A 15,343-nucleotide genomic window follows, 5' to 3' on the forward strand; every position below is an offset into this window, starting at 1 on the left:
GCCTCTCCAGCGCCCCGCCAGTGCATCTCTGCGCCGCCGGTGAGGGGGGTTCTACGGCTACTAAAGCACACCCGCAACCCCCTTTTTCAAGAAAAACGTATTTTTTGTGACATTCCTGATTTTTCCCTTAATTGCAGTGCGTTAGGAAAGAAATATTGCGCGGACCTCGGGTAGCGGTGCAATTTTATTAGGCGGAATGAAAACGGAACATACCAGATTTGGGGTTACGCACAGACTTACCCACAAGTGCGCGCGAGACTCAGTGCCAAAAACTACATGAGCGCAGGCCCAAATCGCCCTCTCAATAGATTCTTAACCATCTTGGAGCCGACTCGGGGGAGTGAAACGTCCCAATTCACAAGACAATATCCCAAAATCCGGCGTCATCCCATGCCGGGTTCTGGATTCGCGCCTTGGCGCGTAATCAAACCGTTTGAAGATTCAGAAACCAGCCCGGCACGCAAGCGCCCCCCGGACAGGCTGCTTAGTGCATGAACGGGCGCCTATGTTGTGACATGTCTTCGCTGCCACTTCACCCGTGCCACAATCAGCCCGACAATGACACCCATGTAGATGATCGGCTCCAATTGGAAGCCTTTGACCAGCCACAAATAGTGGACCCCGGCCAAAACCGCGGCAGGATACGTCAGCCGGTGAAGCTGCCGCCAGCCCGCCGCACCCAATTTGCGGATCGACAGGTTGTTCGACGTCAGCGCCAAGGGCAGCAGCATCAGGAATGAGGCCATTCCCACTGTGACATAGGGGCGCTTCACGATCTCGGTCCAGACACGTTCAAGCGACTGCACATCCAGAACCACCCAGACCAGTAAATGCGCTACCACAAGAAAGAAGGTATTGACACCAATGGCCCGCCGGAATTTCAGCAGGGTCACACCGGTCCAGTTGCGAAGCGGCGTCACCATCAAACCAGCCACCAACAGCGTCAGCGCAGTCTCTCCGTATTCACGCTCGAGTGCGTTGATCGGTTCAACCAGGTAGCGGCCCGTCTGGGTTGCTGCCAGATAGAATTGCCAGACCACATAGACCGCTACGGCAACATAGATCGGCCAGGCCGGGACCCTGCGGAGCGCACCATTGATCGATTGGGTGAGGGTCATGACGCTTTCCGACAGACAGTAGTATATTGTGTCATCTGTTCAGTAGTTTTCCCGCAGGTCCATGCCTGCGTACAGGCTGGCCACTTCGGGGTAGCCGTTGAACATCGCTGTATCCTGACGGGCTGCGAACAGGCCGCCGCCAATCCGGCGTTCGGTCGCTTGTGACCAGCGCGGGTGGTCCACTTGCGGGTTCACATTGCTGTAGAATCCGTATTCGCGGGCATTCGCCTTGTTCCAGCTCGTTGGCGGTTGCTTGTCGGTCAATGTAATCCGAACGATGGACTTGATTGACTTGAACCCGTACTTCCACGGCACCACCAACCGGATTGGCGCGCCATTCTGGTTTGCGATCGGCTGGCCATAAATGCCCGTCGCCATGATTGTCAGCGGATGCATCGCCTCATCCAGACGCAGCCCCTCGACATAGGGGAAATCCAGCACACGGCGCCGCACACCGACCATATTCTCCGGCTGCACAACCGTTTCAAAGGCGACATATCTGGCGCCCGACTGCACGCCTACCTTGGCCAGAATATCGGCCAGTTCGATACCGTTCCAAGGAATGACCATCGACCATGCTTCGACGCAGCGAAAGCGATAGATGCGATCCTCGACCGTGAGCCCGCCGAGCAAATCAGCCAAGGCATAATCGCCGGGATTATCCACCATGCCGTCAACCTTGATGGACCAGGGCGATGTCACCAGCGCCCCTGCGTTGCGGGCCGGGTCCTCTTTGCCGGTGCCGAACTCGTAATAGTTGTTGTAGCTGGTGATTTCTTCCAGCGTATTCGGTTCCATATTTGCAGCAGCGGCAGGGCCGGCCAGACCAATTGCACCCAACCCGACAGTGCCGGCCAATATCTGGCGTCTGTTCAGATAGGCCGCCTTGGGTGTCACGTCTGCGGCGGTCAGGGTATTTTTCCAGCGATGTGCCATCAGGGCCTCCAGTCAAAGCGTTCTTCATTCGTCATATAGTGCAGATTGACTGAAAAATGTCTCACGTTCCCGCCAGCACACTGAAATGTTGCAAATCAGAGCGGATTTCACAGCTGCGATGACAGGCAATAACAGTTCTGTGACTGGAAAAACAAAAACACGCTGGCTTAGTTTTTCCAGGTTTTCCGTCAAGCCGGACTAGCGATTTTCCCCGGTGATCCGGCCCCGGATTCCACCGTAAAAGACACGATGCCGAACGAAAGGGCATTCGTTAAATCGGAGAAAAACATGCTACGCAGAACATTTTTCGCACTGACCGCATCCGCAGCTATGGCAACGACCGCCTTTGCGGCCGGTCACAGCAAGGACATCGTGGACACCGCCGCAGAAGCAGGCTCTTTCAGCACATTGCTGGCAGCCGCAACAGCCGCTGGTCTGGTTGACACGCTCAAGAGCGACGGGCCGTTCACAGTCTTTGCCCCCACCGACGACGCTTTCGCAGCTCTGCCCGAAGGCACAGTCGAGGGCCTGCTGGAAGACCCCGAAGCACTGGCCGCGATCCTGACCTACCACGTTGTGTCAGGCAAGGTGATGTCCACAGACCTGACCAATGACATGACCGCAGCAACCGTCAACGGTGCTGACATCAAGATCATGACCGAAGGCGGCGTGATGGTGAATGATGCATCCGTGGTCACAGCCGACGTGGAAGCGTCAAACGGCGTGATCCATGTGATCGACAAGGTGATCCTGCCACCAAGCTAAGGCGAGAAACAAAAAGGGGGCGGCGCGCACAGCGCCGCCCTTTCCTCACCTGAACAATCGGCTCTCTCGCATTGACGCCATCCGGCGGATCGACCAGCAAAACCGTATGCCGCGCAAGGCGTAGAACGCCTGGAACGGCGGGCAGTTTCGGTGATTATTGGCACACAATAGACACTGGCAACAGGCTTTCAAACAATCTGAACGGGGCAAATGGCCTGTCGTTGGTCAGCAATAGGGGCATTTTATGCGGCCCAATACGGTATGATCGGGACTGGACCGTAAACGCGCCGCCAATGTCATCATCAAACAGCGCTGTTTATTATCGTCGGCGGTAAGCACTATTCAGATTAGGAACGCCAACGGCAACACCGAGCCCAGTTTAAACATTCACCCCGTATGGGAAAATGCCTCGGGCTCTGACAAAAAGTACTCCAGTTTAGAGGGCACTGACATAGAAAAGCAGTGGCACAGGCAGTACCGCGATCAAGATCGTCAGAAGAAACGAAACAGGGGTGAACATCCGGCTCAGGCCCGCCATCAATGCTATGCCGCCACCGCCGCCAATCACAATGTTGCCAGGCATATTCACCGCCAAAGCCAATGCAATGTAACGATAGCGCAAGAGTGATTTGAGAAACGGCGACGCCGTCATTGTTGCCAGCCTTTGCTGCAAGTCTGCGTCCGTCAAGGTTGCAGCTTCACCAACGAGTGCTGCCATGCGTGCCAATCCGACGGCGGACAGACCACGCTGCAAGACAGAAGCTGGCATCAAGCGACCAACCAAGTAGGCGGTCATCAGACTGACCGCCGTCGCAAGATACACGAGCGGCGCCAACGCGCCACCCAAAGCCGTGAGTAACGTCAGCCCAATCTCTGCACCGGGCACGAAAGGGATCGCCATCAGCACAACATAAACTATGGTGCCCGCGACAATTGAGCGATGCAGCATGTCCTCAGTGTGAGGCATCAGTTTGATTTCCAACCAAGAACTGACGACCGCAATCACTTCATGGCCAAAGAAGATCAAAGCAAGCAACGCCGCGACACGGAGAAGTCCGCGGATTATGGTCGCCAAGCTGCCACTTCCTCTTCCGTCGCCAAGTCGCCTGAAAATTCCAGGACTGTGCCGACAGTCCAATAGAACCGGCGCACGGACCATGTGACGGTCCCTGATACCTTGTCGTCTATGATCTGGCCCCGCCAAACCATTGTCGCATCTTTTGTCGGACACCACGCCTCAACTACAAATTCATGGCCGTCTACGACTTCGCGCGAAAAGTAAGCTGAGGCTGGATAATTACAGCGGTCTTCACACTCCAACGACAAGAACTGACCATTCCGGAAAAACATCGCATCCCGTATCGCACCGGGTTTGCCTTGTGGTGCAAGGTTCGTCGTAAAGGTCAGTCCGTCCAGCGCACCTTGCCCTATCGTAAGTGCGCTATCGCTTGGCGCATTCGCCCCGAAAGAACGGCCAGAGTTGAGCGCAAGAACAGCCCCGCCTATCAAAACAAGGATGGCCAGAATTTGAAGAGATGACTTGAGAATTCGCATAATTGGATATTAGCAGTGGAGAGGCTGACTGTCGCGCAACTTCTGGGGAAATCTTCTTCGCGTGGTTTTCTACCTAATGAACTCTGTGTGAATGCAAGTGGTGGAGCGTCGGGGTTTGGCGCCAGATTTGAGGCAGTGTCGGATGGTGACTTTGGGCAGTTTGCAGATGTTGGCTTATGACTAATGAGCGGCAACTTCGTCCCGGTAGCCGCCCTTGGTAACGCTGAACAAAAACCATCGGGCTTGAGTCTTTGCTCAGAATCGAAAAGGCCCCGCGCATGTGGCGGGGCCTTTCTTTGCAGTATGCTTCGGGCTTAGTGAACGACCGCATCATCCGGGCGTGGCCGGTTTGATGCTGAAACCCGATCACCCACAATCAGACCGTCCGCGCCTGCGCTGACGCTGATCTGATCGCCGTCCATGACATCGCCCGCCAAAATCATCTCGGCAAGCTGGTCTTGCAAGGAACGCTGGATCACCCGCTTGAGTGGCCGCGCACCAAAGACAGGATCATAGCCTTCCTCTGCCAGCCATTTCAGCGCGGCATCGTCCAGATCAACGGTGATGTTGCGCCCGGCAAGCCGTTTCATCAAACGCTGCAACTGGATCTGCACGATCCCTGCCATATCTTCACGGGCAAGCCTGTCAAAGATCACGGTTTCGTCCAGACGGTTCAGGAATTCCGGGCGGAAGTGCGCCCGCACGGCTTCCATCACATCGCGTTTGGCATCAGAGGCGTCGACCCCGTCAGGCAATTGGCTCAGCGCCTGCGCGCCAAGGTTCGACGTCAGAACAATCAGCGTTTGCTTGAAGTCCACCGTCCGGCCCTGCCCGTCAGTCAGAATACCGTCGTCCAGAACCTGCAACAGAACATTGAACACATCCGGGTGCGCCTTTTCGACTTCGTCAAACAGGACAACCTGATAGGGTCTGCGCCGCACGGCCTCGGTCAGCACGCCGCCTTCGTCATAGCCGACATAGCCCGGAGGGGCACCAATCAGCCGCGACACGGCGTGTTTTTCCATGAACTCGGACATGTCGATCCGGACCATCGCGCTGTCATCGTCAAACAGATACTCGGCAACGGCCTTGGTCAGTTCGGTCTTACCCACACCCGTTGGCCCGAGGAACAGGAACGACCCAAGCGGGCGGTTCTCGTCGTTCAGGCCAGCGCGGGCGCGGCGGACCGCATTGGCAACAGCCTTGACGGCGGTCTTTTGACCGATGACCCGCTTGCCCAGTTCTTCTTCCATGCGCAGCAGCTTGTCACGCTCGCCTTCCAGCATCTTGGAGGTCGGAATACCGGTCCAGCGTTCGATCACTTCGGCAATCTGCTCAGGGCGCACGGCTTCCTCGACCATCAGGTCTTCGTTGCCTTCCGCATCAGCCAGCTTGCGTTCGAGATCGGGAATAACGCCGTAAGACAGCTCACCAGCCTTGGCCAGATCGCCTTCGCGCTTGGCGATATCCAGATCGGCGCGGGCACGGTCCAACTGTTCCTTGACGTGGCGTGTGCCTTCCAGCTTGTCACGCTCTGCCTGCCATTTCGCGGTCATTTCCGACCCGCGCTCCTGCAAGTCGGCCAGCTCCTTTTCCAGACGCTCCAGCCTGTCGACAGAGGCGGCGTCATCCTCTTTCTTCAACGCTTCGGCCTCGATCTGCAATTGCAGGATCTGACGGTCGATGGCGTCCAGTTCTTCGGGCTTGCTGTCCACTTCCATGCGCAGTCGGCTGGCGGCCTCGTCCATCAGGTCGATGGCCTTGTCCGGCAGGAAACGGTCGGTGATATAGCGGTGCGACAGGGTCGCAGCAGCCACAAGGGCGCTGTCACTGATCCGCACACCGTGGTGCAGTTCGTATTTTTCCTTGATCCCACGCAGGATACTGACAGTGTCCGTGACTGTCGGCTCTTCGATCATCAATGGCTGGAAACGGCGGGCAAGGGCCGCGTCTTTTTCAACATACTTGCGATATTCGGCCAGCGTCGTGGCACCGATGCAGTGCAATTCGCCACGCGCAAGGGCCGGTTTGATCAGGTTCGCCGCATCCATCGCGCCCTCGGACGCACCAGCACCCACAAGCGTATGCATTTCATCAATGAACATGATGATTTCGCCAGCGGCAGATTCGATCTCTTTCAGGACAGCCTTCAGGCGTTCTTCAAACTCACCGCGATATTTCGCGCCCGCAATCATGGCCCCCATGTCCAGCGACATCAGCTTTTTGTTACGCAGACTTTCGGGCACGTCGCCGTCAATGATGCGCAGGGCAAGACCCTCGGCAATCGCCGTTTTACCAACGCCGGGTTCACCGATCAGAACCGGATTGTTCTTGGTCCGGCGTGACAAGACCTGCATCGCGCGGCGGATTTCTTCGTCGCGGCCAATGATCGGGTCAATCTTGCCCTGACTTGCCGCTTCGGTCAGATCGCGGGCATATTTGGCAAGTGCTTCAAAACTGTCTTCGGCAGTCGCACTGTCAGCGGTGCGGCCCTTGCGGATATCGTTGATGGCGCTGTTCAGTCCCTGCGCGGTCACGCTGCCTGCATCCAATGCGTCCTTGGCCTTGGATTTCACGACAGCCAGAGCCGTCAGCATCCGCTCAACCGGCACAAAACTGTCGCCCGCCTTTTTGGCAAGCTTTTCGGCCTCATCCACGACCTTTGCGGTCTGGTTATCCAGATACACCTGTGCAGCATCACCAGTGACTTGCGGCAGTTTGGCAAGGGACGCGTCAACCGCGACACGCACGGCATCCGGATCACCGCCCGCGCGGGTAATCAGATTGGCGGCAAGCCCTTCTTCATCGTCCATCAATGCCTTGAGAAGGTGCTCGGGCGTGAAACGCTGGTGGTTTTCACGCATAGCGATGGTCTGGGCGGCCTGAATGAATCCGCGCGACCTCTCGGTGAACTTGTCTAAGTTCATGGGTCTCTCCTTTGTTAAGCGCCCGACTGGGTGGATGCCCGACTTGGCGGCACATCCTTTGTTTGGGCCTCATTTTGTAAATGGGGGCCGAGACGTGGTGTCGCAAGGGCCGGCGTTATGGAATCCCATAGGCGGAGTGAACTTTTGCTTTTCTCCGGTTTGATCGAAGCGCTTTGATGTCATGTCTGGGTACAGAAGAAATTGCCACTGTCATTGAGACAGATCAAAACCGGCTGCGCCTTTATCATTTCCACATTGGCTGCTAGGGGACAGTTGTAATCCAAGGGGAGCCGCAAAATGTCCGATGACCGCCTGATTGTTGCAATGGATGTACCCAATGTTCTGGCGGGGCTTGATCTGGCCGAAACGCTCGGAGACAGCGTCAGTTTCTACAAAATCGGTTTGGGGATGCTGACGGGAGGCGGGCTGGCGCTGGCCAATGAGCTCAAACAAGAGCATGGCAAGCGTATTTTTCTGGACATGAAATTCTTTGACATCGGCGCAACGGTCGAAGCCGCCGTGCGGGGCGTAGCACAGTTTGATCTGGATTTCCTGACGGTCCACGGCGACCCGCATGTAGTGCGCGCGGCGCGCGAGGGGGCTGGCGGATCCGACATGAAGATCCTTGCGGTGACGATCCTGACGTCACTTGACCGCGGCGACCTGGACGCGTCTTGCATCAAGGCCGGAGATGTCAGCGATCTGGTGCAGGAACGGGCGGGTATCGCGCTGTCCAGCGGAGCGGACGGTGTGATTGCGTCACCACAGGAAGCCGCATTGATCCGGGCGTTGCCGGAAGCGGAAGGAAAACTGATCGTCACACCGGGCGTCCGTCCGGTGGGCGCTGATCCGGGGGATCAAAAACGTGTCATGACGCCAGCACAGGCAATCGCCAACGGGGCCGATCATGTGGTCGTCGGGCGACCGATCTGGCAGGCTGCAAACCCGCGGCAGGCGGCCCTCGATATTCTGGCAGAACTTACCTCACCGCAGGCGCGTACGCCAAATTGAGGGGGGGGATGGATCAAGATCCATCTTACTCGTTGATATCAGTGTCCCAGATCTTGACCTGCCCTTTGCGCAGCCCAAAGAACTTGCGCATCGCCAGATAGGACAGCAACGACAGGCCCGCAAAAATCACCAGCGTCAGCGGCAGCCCGCTCGCGGAGATGCCGACCAATATCAACAATCCCATGACAGCCGCACCGATTGCGAAACCCAGAAAGATATATCCGGGTATCAGCACCTCCAGCGTGGCCAGTATCAGCGCACCCGACATCCAGACCCACCATTCAGCCCAAAGCAGCATCAGCCACGTCCTTTCAACATCTGAAATGCATCAGCAAAAGCATCCAGCGCGTTTGCGGGCAGAACAACAGTCTGGTTGCCCGCCCCTGCGCCAAGTTTTTGCAGTGCCTCAACCTGTTTCAATGCCACCTGATATTGCGCCGCCTCCAAACCGTTCTCTGCAATGGCGACGGCAACGACCTGCGTCGCGTAAGCCTCTGCATCGGCCAGCACGCGGCGCGCCTCTGCCTCTTGCTTGGCAGCATAAAGATCGGCGTCCGCCTGCAACTCCACCGCCCGCTTTGAACCTTCGGCTTCGGTCACTTGTGCCCGCCGCGCGCGCTCTGCATTCAACTGCTGCAACATCGCCGAACGGGTCGCCGCATCAAGGTTCACATCCAGAATTTCCGCACGCGTCACCTCGATCCCCCAATCATCGACCTGCTGGGCGACCTGATTTCGCACCGCATCAATCAGGTTGGCACGGTTTGCCTGCACTTGATCCAGTTCCATCCGCCCGATCTCTGACCGGACAATGCCCGCCACAGTGGTCGAGATCGCCGCATCCACGTCACGGATACGGTAGACTGTCTTTTCAGGTTCAATGATCCGGTAGAACACGGATGTTTCGACCTGCACCAGGACGTTATCCGACGTGATGGCATCCTGTGTCATGGCAGGCAATTGGCGTTCAAGCACGGACACCTTGTGCCGGACCCGATCCAGAAACGGGACGATGAAATTGATCCCCGGCCCCAACACGGACCGCAGCCGCCCCAGACGTTCGACAACGTATTTTTCAGACTGGGGCACAATCCGGACGCCCGCCATGATGCAGACAATAATGAAAATGGCCAGAACGAGGTAAAACACATTCTGGCCTAAAAATTCAGAGAGCAATTCTTCAGCTGACATTTATCTGTCCCTCATATGATTGAGAAACAGATAGGGGCAACTTACGCCTCTTGCAATCTATGCAAGGGGACGCTGTTACTCTTGAACCGCGCCGCTATTGTTGCACCAATGGCGTCAGCAGTAGCCGGGCTGAGCGTCCAGCCAAGGTGTCCATGGCCTGTGTTGTAAAACACACGCGCGTTCCTGCCCGGTCCGACCCGTGGCATCATGTTGGGCATCATCGGGCGCAAACCCGCCCATGGCACACAGTTTTCCGTGGATACATCGGGAAAATGCTCTTCACACCAGCGGACAAGCGGGCGGACGCGGCGTTCCAGAATGTCGCGATTTTCACCGTTGAATTCAGCAGTGCCCGCAATCCGCAGCCGGTTTTTGCCCAACCGGGAGGACACGATCTTGGCCTTGTCATCCAGCAATGACGTTGTGGGTGCTGCGGCCTGACTGGCCGCGTCATCAAGGTTGACGGTGATCGAATAGCCTTTGACCGGATAGATATTGACCCGGTCACCCAGCATATGCGCAAATTTGCGGCTGGCGACACCCGCCGACACGACAATCCCGTCGAACCGTTCTTCATGGCCGCATTCGACATAAACGCCATCCTCTTTGACGTGCAGATCGGTGACAGGCGCGCCAAGCTTGAACTGGACCCCCTGCTTTTTCAGCCAATCCGCCAAGCCCATGGTGAACTTGTGAATATCACCGGTACTGTCGCTTTCGGTCCAGAACCCGCCAATGATATCGCCGCGCAATGTGGGTTCACGGGCCAGCACCTCATCCACCGACAATTCGTGCCGCTCCAGCCCGCCCTCGGCCAACAGGCCGTTGACCATGCGCGCATGTTTCAGGTCTTTTTCCGTTTTGTAGAAATGCAGGATACCCGCCGGGCTGAAGTCGAAATCAACGCCTGATTTTTCGGCCATCTCGGCCAGACCGGCACGCGCGGCAACGGCCATGCCCGCAGTCTTGATCGTATTGGTCTTGTAGCGGGGAATATTGGCCAGAAACTCGGTCATCCAGCTGACCTTGTGCCAGCCGGGGCGCGGGTTCACAAACAAGGGGGCTTCACCCTCGAACATCCATTTGATGCCCTTCAGGACAGTGGACCACTGATTCCAGACTTCCGCGTTGGACGCGCTGAGCTGGCCACCATTGGCAAAGCTGGTTTCCATCCCCGCATAGCGCTGGCGGTCATAGACGGTCACGTCAAAACCGCGCACAAAAAGGGAATAAGCAGTGGTGACACCGGTGATACCGGCCCCAAGGACAGCAATAGAGGGCATGGCATTTCTCCTACCATTTGCGCTTGCGCGCTGCCCCCGCCGTCATTGGGCCTGAGAGATTCGCCGCATGTCTGCGGTTTGCTCCTTCGGCGGGCCATCGAAGGCCACTCTTCGGCGTGTTGCACCCCAACCGGTCCATTTGCCTGAGAGTGACCGGGGCGGTTGCTCCTTCGGCGACAGACCTAACCGTCTCTCCCGGCTGGTGTGTGTTCTATGGCGCATCTACGCCACAGAAATTGTTCTGGCAAACGAAATTTTGGGGTGAAGCGCATATTGTTTTCGGCCCCCGCAAATGCACCACACAAGGCCGTGTTGTTTCGCGCATACGCAAGGCTTATCATAAGACAATGCAAGCCCTGTGCCGCGATTGCCTGACCACATTTGACAGCGAAACTCGTTGTCCAAACTGCCGCAGTCCACGGGTGACGCGGCACCCGGAACTGTTTGACCTGACCATCGCCCATATGGATTGTGATGCGTTCTATGCATCCGTCGAAAAGCGCGACAATCCCGCACTTTCCGACAAGCCCGTCATCATCGGGGGCGGGCGGCGCGGGGTGGTATCCACCGCCTGTTATGTGGCGCGGATCAAGGGCGTCAAATCCGCGATGCCGATGTTCAAGGCGCTGAAACTTTGCCCCGAAGCGGTCGTGGTGCGGCCCCGGTTCGATGCCTACGTCGCAGCCTCCCGCGCGATCCGCGAAATGATGGACGAACTGACCCCCATCGTCGAACCACTGTCACTGGACGAGGCATTCATGGACCTGACAGGCACCGCCCGTCTGCACGGGGCACCCCCGGCCGTGATGCTGGCCCGGTTGATCAAGCGGATGAAATCCGAAGTGGGTCTGACCGGCTCAATCGGGCTGTCACACAACAAATTTCTGGCCAAGGTGGCCTCTGACCTCGACAAGCCGCGCGGATTTTCGATTATCGGCAAGGCTGAAACGACCGCCTTTCTGCGACCCAAACCGGTGCGGCTGATCTGGGGGATCGGCCCGGCTGCACAGGCCAGCCTGAACGCCGCCGGCATCCGCACCTTTGATGATTTGCTGCGTTGGGACAGACGCGATTTGCATGATCGTTTCGGCGGCATGGGCGAGCGGCTCTATTCCCTGGCCCGGGGTGAGGACGGGCGGCGCATTTCGGCGCACAGTCCTGTCAAAACCCTGTCGAATGAAACGACATTCAACGAGGACACCAACGACCCTGATATCCTTGACGGGCACATCTGGCGCATGGCGGAAAAAGTCAGCGCGCGGGCCAAGGCCAAAGACAAGGCAGGGCGCGTGGTGACGCTGAAACTCAAAACCTCCGATTTCAAGGGTATCACCAGACGGCAAAGCCTGCGGCACCCAACGCAAATTGCCGACACAATCTATCGCACGGCGCGCGCACTATTCGACCAGACAGGCGACAAAGGGCCCTACAGATTGCTGGGGGTCGGCCTGTCTGACATCACATCGGCCGACGGTGCCGACCGTGAAGGCGACCTGCTGGACCCCGACGCAGGCAAACGGGCCAAAGCGGAAAAAGCCGCCGACCTGATCCGCGCGAAATTCGGCGCTGACGCGATCATCAAAGGGCGGGCCTTGCGCTAGCGTCAATCGCTGTCTTGATCAAAATCAATCGCTCTTGCCGCTCCAACTGTAACCTCATCGGAGTTTCGTCAGAAAAGGAGCACCGGATGAGAACCCCCAAATTATTGATTTACACTGCTGCCTGCCTTGCTGCCCTGTCAGGGTCTGCCGGATACGCACAAGACGACCTGGGCGAAAACGTCTACAGTCAGTATTGCGCAACCTGTCATGGGGCCTCCGGCACAGGGGACGGCCCACTGACGGAACTGATGACGACAAAGGTGTCGGATTTGACAGTATTGAAAGAAAACAACGACGGCGTTTTCCCGATGCTCGAGGTGATCCACATCATCGACGGGCGCACAGGCTTGCGCGGACACGGCGGGCCAATGCCGGTCTATGGTGCGGTCTTCAATGCCGAAGCAGGCGATATCGAATACGGGTCGGTCGTCTATACCCGCGCCAAAATCCTGTCGCTGGCCTACTATCTTGAAAGCATCCAAAAATAGTATGCAGCGCGCTTGACCCAAAACCTGCGCGCCCCTACCGTTTGTGCATTGGTCACACATGAACAACAGGAGGGCACAAGCTGAACATGCGTATCATCCGCCGACTTCAGCATGGTCCCCGTTCCGCCCTGTAAATGCGTTTGCAGGGCTGACCCTCTTACGGTCTGCCCATCCTGCCGCTTGCGGCATAAGTTCTATGTGCAGAGACTTTCATGACCATTCTCAACATCCAGTCCCTTGGTGTCACCTTGGGCGACCCGCTTTTCACCGACCTCACATTCACTATTTCCAAAGGCTGTCGCATTGGGCTTGTCGCGGCGAACGGCCGGGGGAAATCAACGCTGATGGGCTGTCTTGCGGGAACGTTCGAACAGACCAGCGGCGACATAACCCGCGCCCGAGGTCTGCGCGTGGGCCATGTCACCCAGAATGTGCCGTCCGGTGATCTGGAAAAAACGATTTACCAGATGGTGCTGGATGCCCTGCCGCAAGAACAAGCAGACTATGAAAGCTGGCGCGTCGATGTGGTTCTGGACGACCTGAAAGTGCCCTATCCATTGCAGCAAAAGCCGCTGCAAGAACTCAGCGGGGGCTGGCAGCGCACAACGAACGCGGGGCCGGCGATATCAAACTGACCAACAGCGGCACCCATGCAAAGGCGTTGATCACGCTGGACGATGCCACCGTCGCAACGCCGGACGGGCGCACGCTTTATCGCACCGACAAGAAATGGATTGCCCAAGGCGACAGGGTCGTCCTGTTGGGCACCAACGGCACCGGCAAAACGCAACTGGTCAAGATGATCCACCGCGCGCTGTCGGGCGAAGAGATGGCCGTCAAATGCGCGCCGACAATCGCCTGTGGATATTCCGACCAACAGTTGAGCCAGCTTGACGACACCGACACACCGATGACCGCTGTCGCAGGCACATTTGATGTGGGCGACCAACGGGCACGCGGACTATTGGCCGGGGCCGGGGTGAATATCCAGATGCAGGACACCAAAATCGGGGCCTTGTCCGGCGGCCAGAAAGCACGGCTGGCCATGCTGATCCTGCGGTTGCAACAGCCCAATTTCTATCTGCTGGACGAACCAACCAACCATCTGGACATCGCGGGACAAGAAGCGCTGGAAGAAGAGTTGATCCATCACGGGGCCTCTTGCCTGCTGGTCAGCCACGACCGCAGCTTTCTGCGCAACGTCGGGAACCGGTTCTGGCAGATCGACCGCAAAAGGTTGGTTGAAGTCGATGATCCGGAAGCGTTTTTGCAAAGCGAAATGGTCCGGCACTAGCGGTTCCTGTGAGAGGCGGCAGACTTGGCCTACCCCCGACCTGCAATCATCTGCCTTCTTTTCGCCATATTCCTGTCATTTCCGCGATATTTGCCCTAAAAAAGCCCAATTTGGCGCCGGATATAGGCAAATCTACCTAGGCAATCACGACAATATCAAAGGCTGCGAATTTAGACGACATTAACTGCACTGTTGGGTGAGTGAGTGATTTGACCAGACAGTGATAGCGGTGGTTAAATAAAAGACAACCCGATTTGTTGATGATGATGCCATGACATTGATGTGGCAGGTAGTAAGTTTTTAAAAGTCCATTTTCAGCTGCTGGGGTGTTTTTTGAGTGGAAACATCCCGGCAGTCCACCGCACGTGACAAATGCCGAATGCTAACGGGTAACCGAATTTGAAGAGATCGTCAGGTCAATCAGTTCAACAATGGATTTGATCTGCAATTTTTCAAGGATACGTGCCCGATGGTGATCCACAGTCCGTGGGCTGATATCAAGGACCCGCGCAATTTCCTTGCTTGTCGTATTGGACGGGTCAGACACGATCAGCGCAACAATTTCCATTTCCCGCGATGTCAGCATGTCCAGCTTGGCCTTGGCTTCCAGCGCTTTTTCACGTTGCGCCGATTTTGATGCGTTGGTCTTGATCGCCTCTTTGATGCGTTCCACCAGCGCTTCTGTCCGGAAAGGTTTTTCAAGAAAGTCGATGGCACCCGCTTTCATGGCCTGTACGGATTCAGGCACGCCGCCGTGCCCTGTGATAAAGATGATCGGCACCGTAAACCCGTCGGCCACCAGCTTGGCCTGCAATTCCAGCCCCGTCATGTCCGGCATACCGTGATCCAGCACAATGCATCCTGTCTGGCTGGCATCAAAGACTTCCAGAAATGCCGTAGCCGATGCAAATGTTTCGACGACAAACCCGCGCTTGCCCAGCGCCCGGGCGAGCGAAAACCTGATTCCTTCATCATCGTCGATCACAAAAACAGTCGAATCGCATTCGGCCATCAGAATATACCTTTACAAATAGAGCCTTATGAATAGCGCAACCAGCCGCAGATAAGAACAGGTAAACTCTTGCTGCCGGCCGCAGTGAGCCCAAAATCGCTTGCATGGCACCGAATGACAGCCGTCAAATGCACAAAAAAGCGCCGGAACGGGCCATTGCAAC

At 56.9% G+C, this 15,343-nt stretch carries 15 protein-coding genes and 1 riboswitch; of the genes, 6 read left to right on the forward strand and 9 right to left on the reverse strand.

All coding sequences use genetic code 11. From position 1 onward, the window contains the following. Positions 1 to 503: 503 nt before the first annotated feature. Both msrQ and msrP read right to left on the reverse strand, forming a co-directional pair. Entirely contained in the window at positions 504 to 1,118 is a 615-nt protein-coding gene (gene msrQ / locus C8N45_RS19490) for a protein-methionine-sulfoxide reductase heme-binding subunit MsrQ (RefSeq protein ID WP_108388105.1), read from the reverse strand. A gap of 39 nt (positions 1,119 to 1,157) precedes the next feature. Then, complete coding sequence (gene msrP / locus C8N45_RS19495; RefSeq protein WP_108388107.1) at positions 1,158 to 2,054, reverse strand: protein-methionine-sulfoxide reductase catalytic subunit MsrP; 897 nt, start codon at positions 2,052 to 2,054, stop codon at positions 1,158 to 1,160. A 288-nt stretch (positions 2,055 to 2,342) separates the two neighbouring features. Between msrP and C8N45_RS19500 the strand changes: the two genes are divergently transcribed. Further along, entirely contained in the window at positions 2,343 to 2,819 is a 477-nt protein-coding gene (locus C8N45_RS19500) for a fasciclin domain-containing protein (RefSeq protein WP_108388268.1), read from the forward strand. A 436-nt stretch (positions 2,820 to 3,255) separates the two neighbouring features. Here C8N45_RS19500 and C8N45_RS19505 read toward each other — a convergent pair whose 3' ends face one another. From C8N45_RS19505 to clpB, 3 genes are all read right to left on the reverse strand, one after another. Next, positions 3,256 to 3,894, reverse strand: coding sequence for a hypothetical protein (locus C8N45_RS19505; RefSeq protein ID WP_108388109.1), 639 nt, complete (start codon positions 3,892 to 3,894; stop codon positions 3,256 to 3,258). Continuing rightward, on the reverse strand, positions 3,882 to 4,373 hold the full coding sequence (locus C8N45_RS19510) for a hypothetical protein (protein WP_108388111.1): 492 nt from the start codon (positions 4,371 to 4,373) through the stop codon (positions 3,882 to 3,884). Before C8N45_RS19510 ends, C8N45_RS19505 begins: the two co-directional genes overlap by 13 nt. Before the next feature lie 314 nt (positions 4,374 to 4,687). After that, the gene (clpB, locus tag C8N45_RS19515) at positions 4,688 to 7,300 is read right to left on the reverse strand and encodes an ATP-dependent chaperone ClpB (protein ID WP_108388113.1); all 2,613 of its coding nucleotides are present in this window, start codon (positions 7,298 to 7,300) and stop codon (positions 4,688 to 4,690) included. 297 nt (positions 7,301 to 7,597) lie between these two features. Between clpB and pyrF the strand changes: the two genes are divergently transcribed. Continuing rightward, the gene (gene pyrF, locus C8N45_RS19520; protein ID WP_108388115.1) at positions 7,598 to 8,311 is read left to right on the forward strand and encodes an orotidine-5'-phosphate decarboxylase; all 714 of its coding nucleotides are present in this window, start codon (positions 7,598 to 7,600) and stop codon (positions 8,309 to 8,311) included. A 25-nt stretch (positions 8,312 to 8,336) separates the two neighbouring features. On the opposite strand, the gene C8N45_RS19525 is transcribed toward pyrF, so the two are convergent. The 3 genes from C8N45_RS19525 to C8N45_RS19535 are packed head-to-tail and all read right to left on the reverse strand — an operon-like array spanning position 8,337 to position 10,785. Next, positions 8,337 to 8,609 carry an NfeD family protein gene (locus C8N45_RS19525; protein ID WP_108388117.1) on the reverse strand — a complete coding sequence of 91 codons (273 nt, stop codon included), beginning with the start codon at positions 8,607 to 8,609 and terminating at the stop codon, positions 8,337 to 8,339. Beyond that, entirely contained in the window at positions 8,609 to 9,502 is an 894-nt protein-coding gene (locus tag C8N45_RS19530; RefSeq protein ID WP_108388119.1) for an SPFH domain-containing protein, read from the reverse strand. The genes C8N45_RS19525 and C8N45_RS19530 overlap by 1 nt, the downstream gene beginning before the upstream one ends. 41 nt (positions 9,503 to 9,543) lie before the next feature. Further along, entirely contained in the window at positions 9,544 to 10,785 is a 1,242-nt protein-coding gene (locus tag C8N45_RS19535; RefSeq protein WP_108388121.1) for a D-amino acid dehydrogenase, read from the reverse strand. Positions 10,786 to 10,814: 29 nt separating this feature from the next. Then, positions 10,815 to 10,910: riboswitch (glycine riboswitch) on the reverse strand. 222 nt (positions 10,911 to 11,132) lie between these two features. On the opposite strand from C8N45_RS19535, the gene C8N45_RS19540 reads away from it, so the two are divergent. The 4 genes from C8N45_RS19540 (at position 11,133) to C8N45_RS23805 (ending at position 14,168) form a co-directional block, all read left to right on the forward strand. Continuing rightward, positions 11,133 to 12,386 (forward strand): DNA polymerase IV, encoded by a 1,254-nt coding sequence (locus tag C8N45_RS19540; RefSeq protein WP_108388270.1) that lies wholly within the window; start codon positions 11,133 to 11,135, stop codon positions 12,384 to 12,386. Positions 12,387 to 12,472: 86 nt separating this feature from the next. Beyond that, positions 12,473 to 12,874, forward strand: a complete 402-nt coding sequence (locus tag C8N45_RS19545; RefSeq protein WP_108388123.1) for a c-type cytochrome — start codon at positions 12,473 to 12,475, stop codon at positions 12,872 to 12,874. 212 nt (positions 12,875 to 13,086) lie between these two features. Then, on the forward strand, positions 13,087 to 13,509 hold the full coding sequence (locus C8N45_RS23800; RefSeq protein ID WP_245882768.1) for an ATP-binding cassette domain-containing protein: 423 nt from the start codon (positions 13,087 to 13,089) through the stop codon (positions 13,507 to 13,509). Positions 13,510 to 13,535: 26 nt separating this feature from the next. Continuing rightward, positions 13,536 to 14,168, forward strand: coding sequence for an ATP-binding cassette domain-containing protein (locus tag C8N45_RS23805; protein WP_245882770.1), 633 nt, complete (start codon positions 13,536 to 13,538; stop codon positions 14,166 to 14,168). A gap of 382 nt (positions 14,169 to 14,550) precedes the next feature. Here the strand turns inward: C8N45_RS23805 and C8N45_RS19555 are convergent, their stop codons facing one another. Beyond that, complete coding sequence (locus tag C8N45_RS19555) at positions 14,551 to 15,180, reverse strand: response regulator transcription factor (protein ID WP_108388125.1); 630 nt, start codon at positions 15,178 to 15,180, stop codon at positions 14,551 to 14,553. Between the last annotated feature and the right edge of the window lie 163 nt (positions 15,181 to 15,343).

The organism is Yoonia sediminilitoris, assembly GCF_003058085.1.
Taxonomy (GTDB): domain Bacteria; phylum Pseudomonadota; class Alphaproteobacteria; order Rhodobacterales; family Rhodobacteraceae; genus Yoonia; species Yoonia sediminilitoris.

Excerpts from the sequence above, each read along its gene's own strand:
- msrQ (WP_108388105.1), bottom strand. The coding sequence starts at position 1,118 with ATGACCCTCACCCAATCGATCAATGGTGCGCTCCGCAGGGTCCCGGCC.
- msrP (WP_108388107.1), bottom strand. The coding sequence starts at position 2,054 with ATGGCACATCGCTGGAAAAATACCCTGACCGCCGCAGACGTGACACCC.
- C8N45_RS19500 (WP_108388268.1), top strand. The coding sequence starts at position 2,343 with ATGCTACGCAGAACATTTTTCGCACTGACCGCATCCGCAGCTATGGCA.
- C8N45_RS19510 (WP_108388111.1), bottom strand. The coding sequence starts at position 4,373 with ATGCGAATTCTCAAGTCATCTCTTCAAATTCTGGCCATCCTTGTTTTG.
- clpB (WP_108388113.1), bottom strand. The coding sequence starts at position 7,300 with ATGAACTTAGACAAGTTCACCGAGAGGTCGCGCGGATTCATTCAGGCC.
- pyrF (WP_108388115.1), top strand. The coding sequence starts at position 7,598 with ATGTCCGATGACCGCCTGATTGTTGCAATGGATGTACCCAATGTTCTG.
- C8N45_RS19525 (WP_108388117.1), bottom strand. The coding sequence starts at position 8,609 with ATGCTGCTTTGGGCTGAATGGTGGGTCTGGATGTCGGGTGCGCTGATA.
- C8N45_RS19530 (WP_108388119.1), bottom strand. The coding sequence starts at position 9,502 with ATGTCAGCTGAAGAATTGCTCTCTGAATTTTTAGGCCAGAATGTGTTT.
- C8N45_RS19535 (WP_108388121.1), bottom strand. The coding sequence starts at position 10,785 with ATGCCCTCTATTGCTGTCCTTGGGGCCGGTATCACCGGTGTCACCACT.
- C8N45_RS19540 (WP_108388270.1), top strand. The coding sequence starts at position 11,133 with ATGCAAGCCCTGTGCCGCGATTGCCTGACCACATTTGACAGCGAAACT.
- C8N45_RS19545 (WP_108388123.1), top strand. The coding sequence starts at position 12,473 with ATGAGAACCCCCAAATTATTGATTTACACTGCTGCCTGCCTTGCTGCC.
- C8N45_RS23800 (WP_245882768.1), top strand. The coding sequence starts at position 13,087 with ATGACCATTCTCAACATCCAGTCCCTTGGTGTCACCTTGGGCGACCCG.
- C8N45_RS19555 (WP_108388125.1), bottom strand. The coding sequence starts at position 15,180 with ATGGCCGAATGCGATTCGACTGTTTTTGTGATCGACGATGATGAAGGA.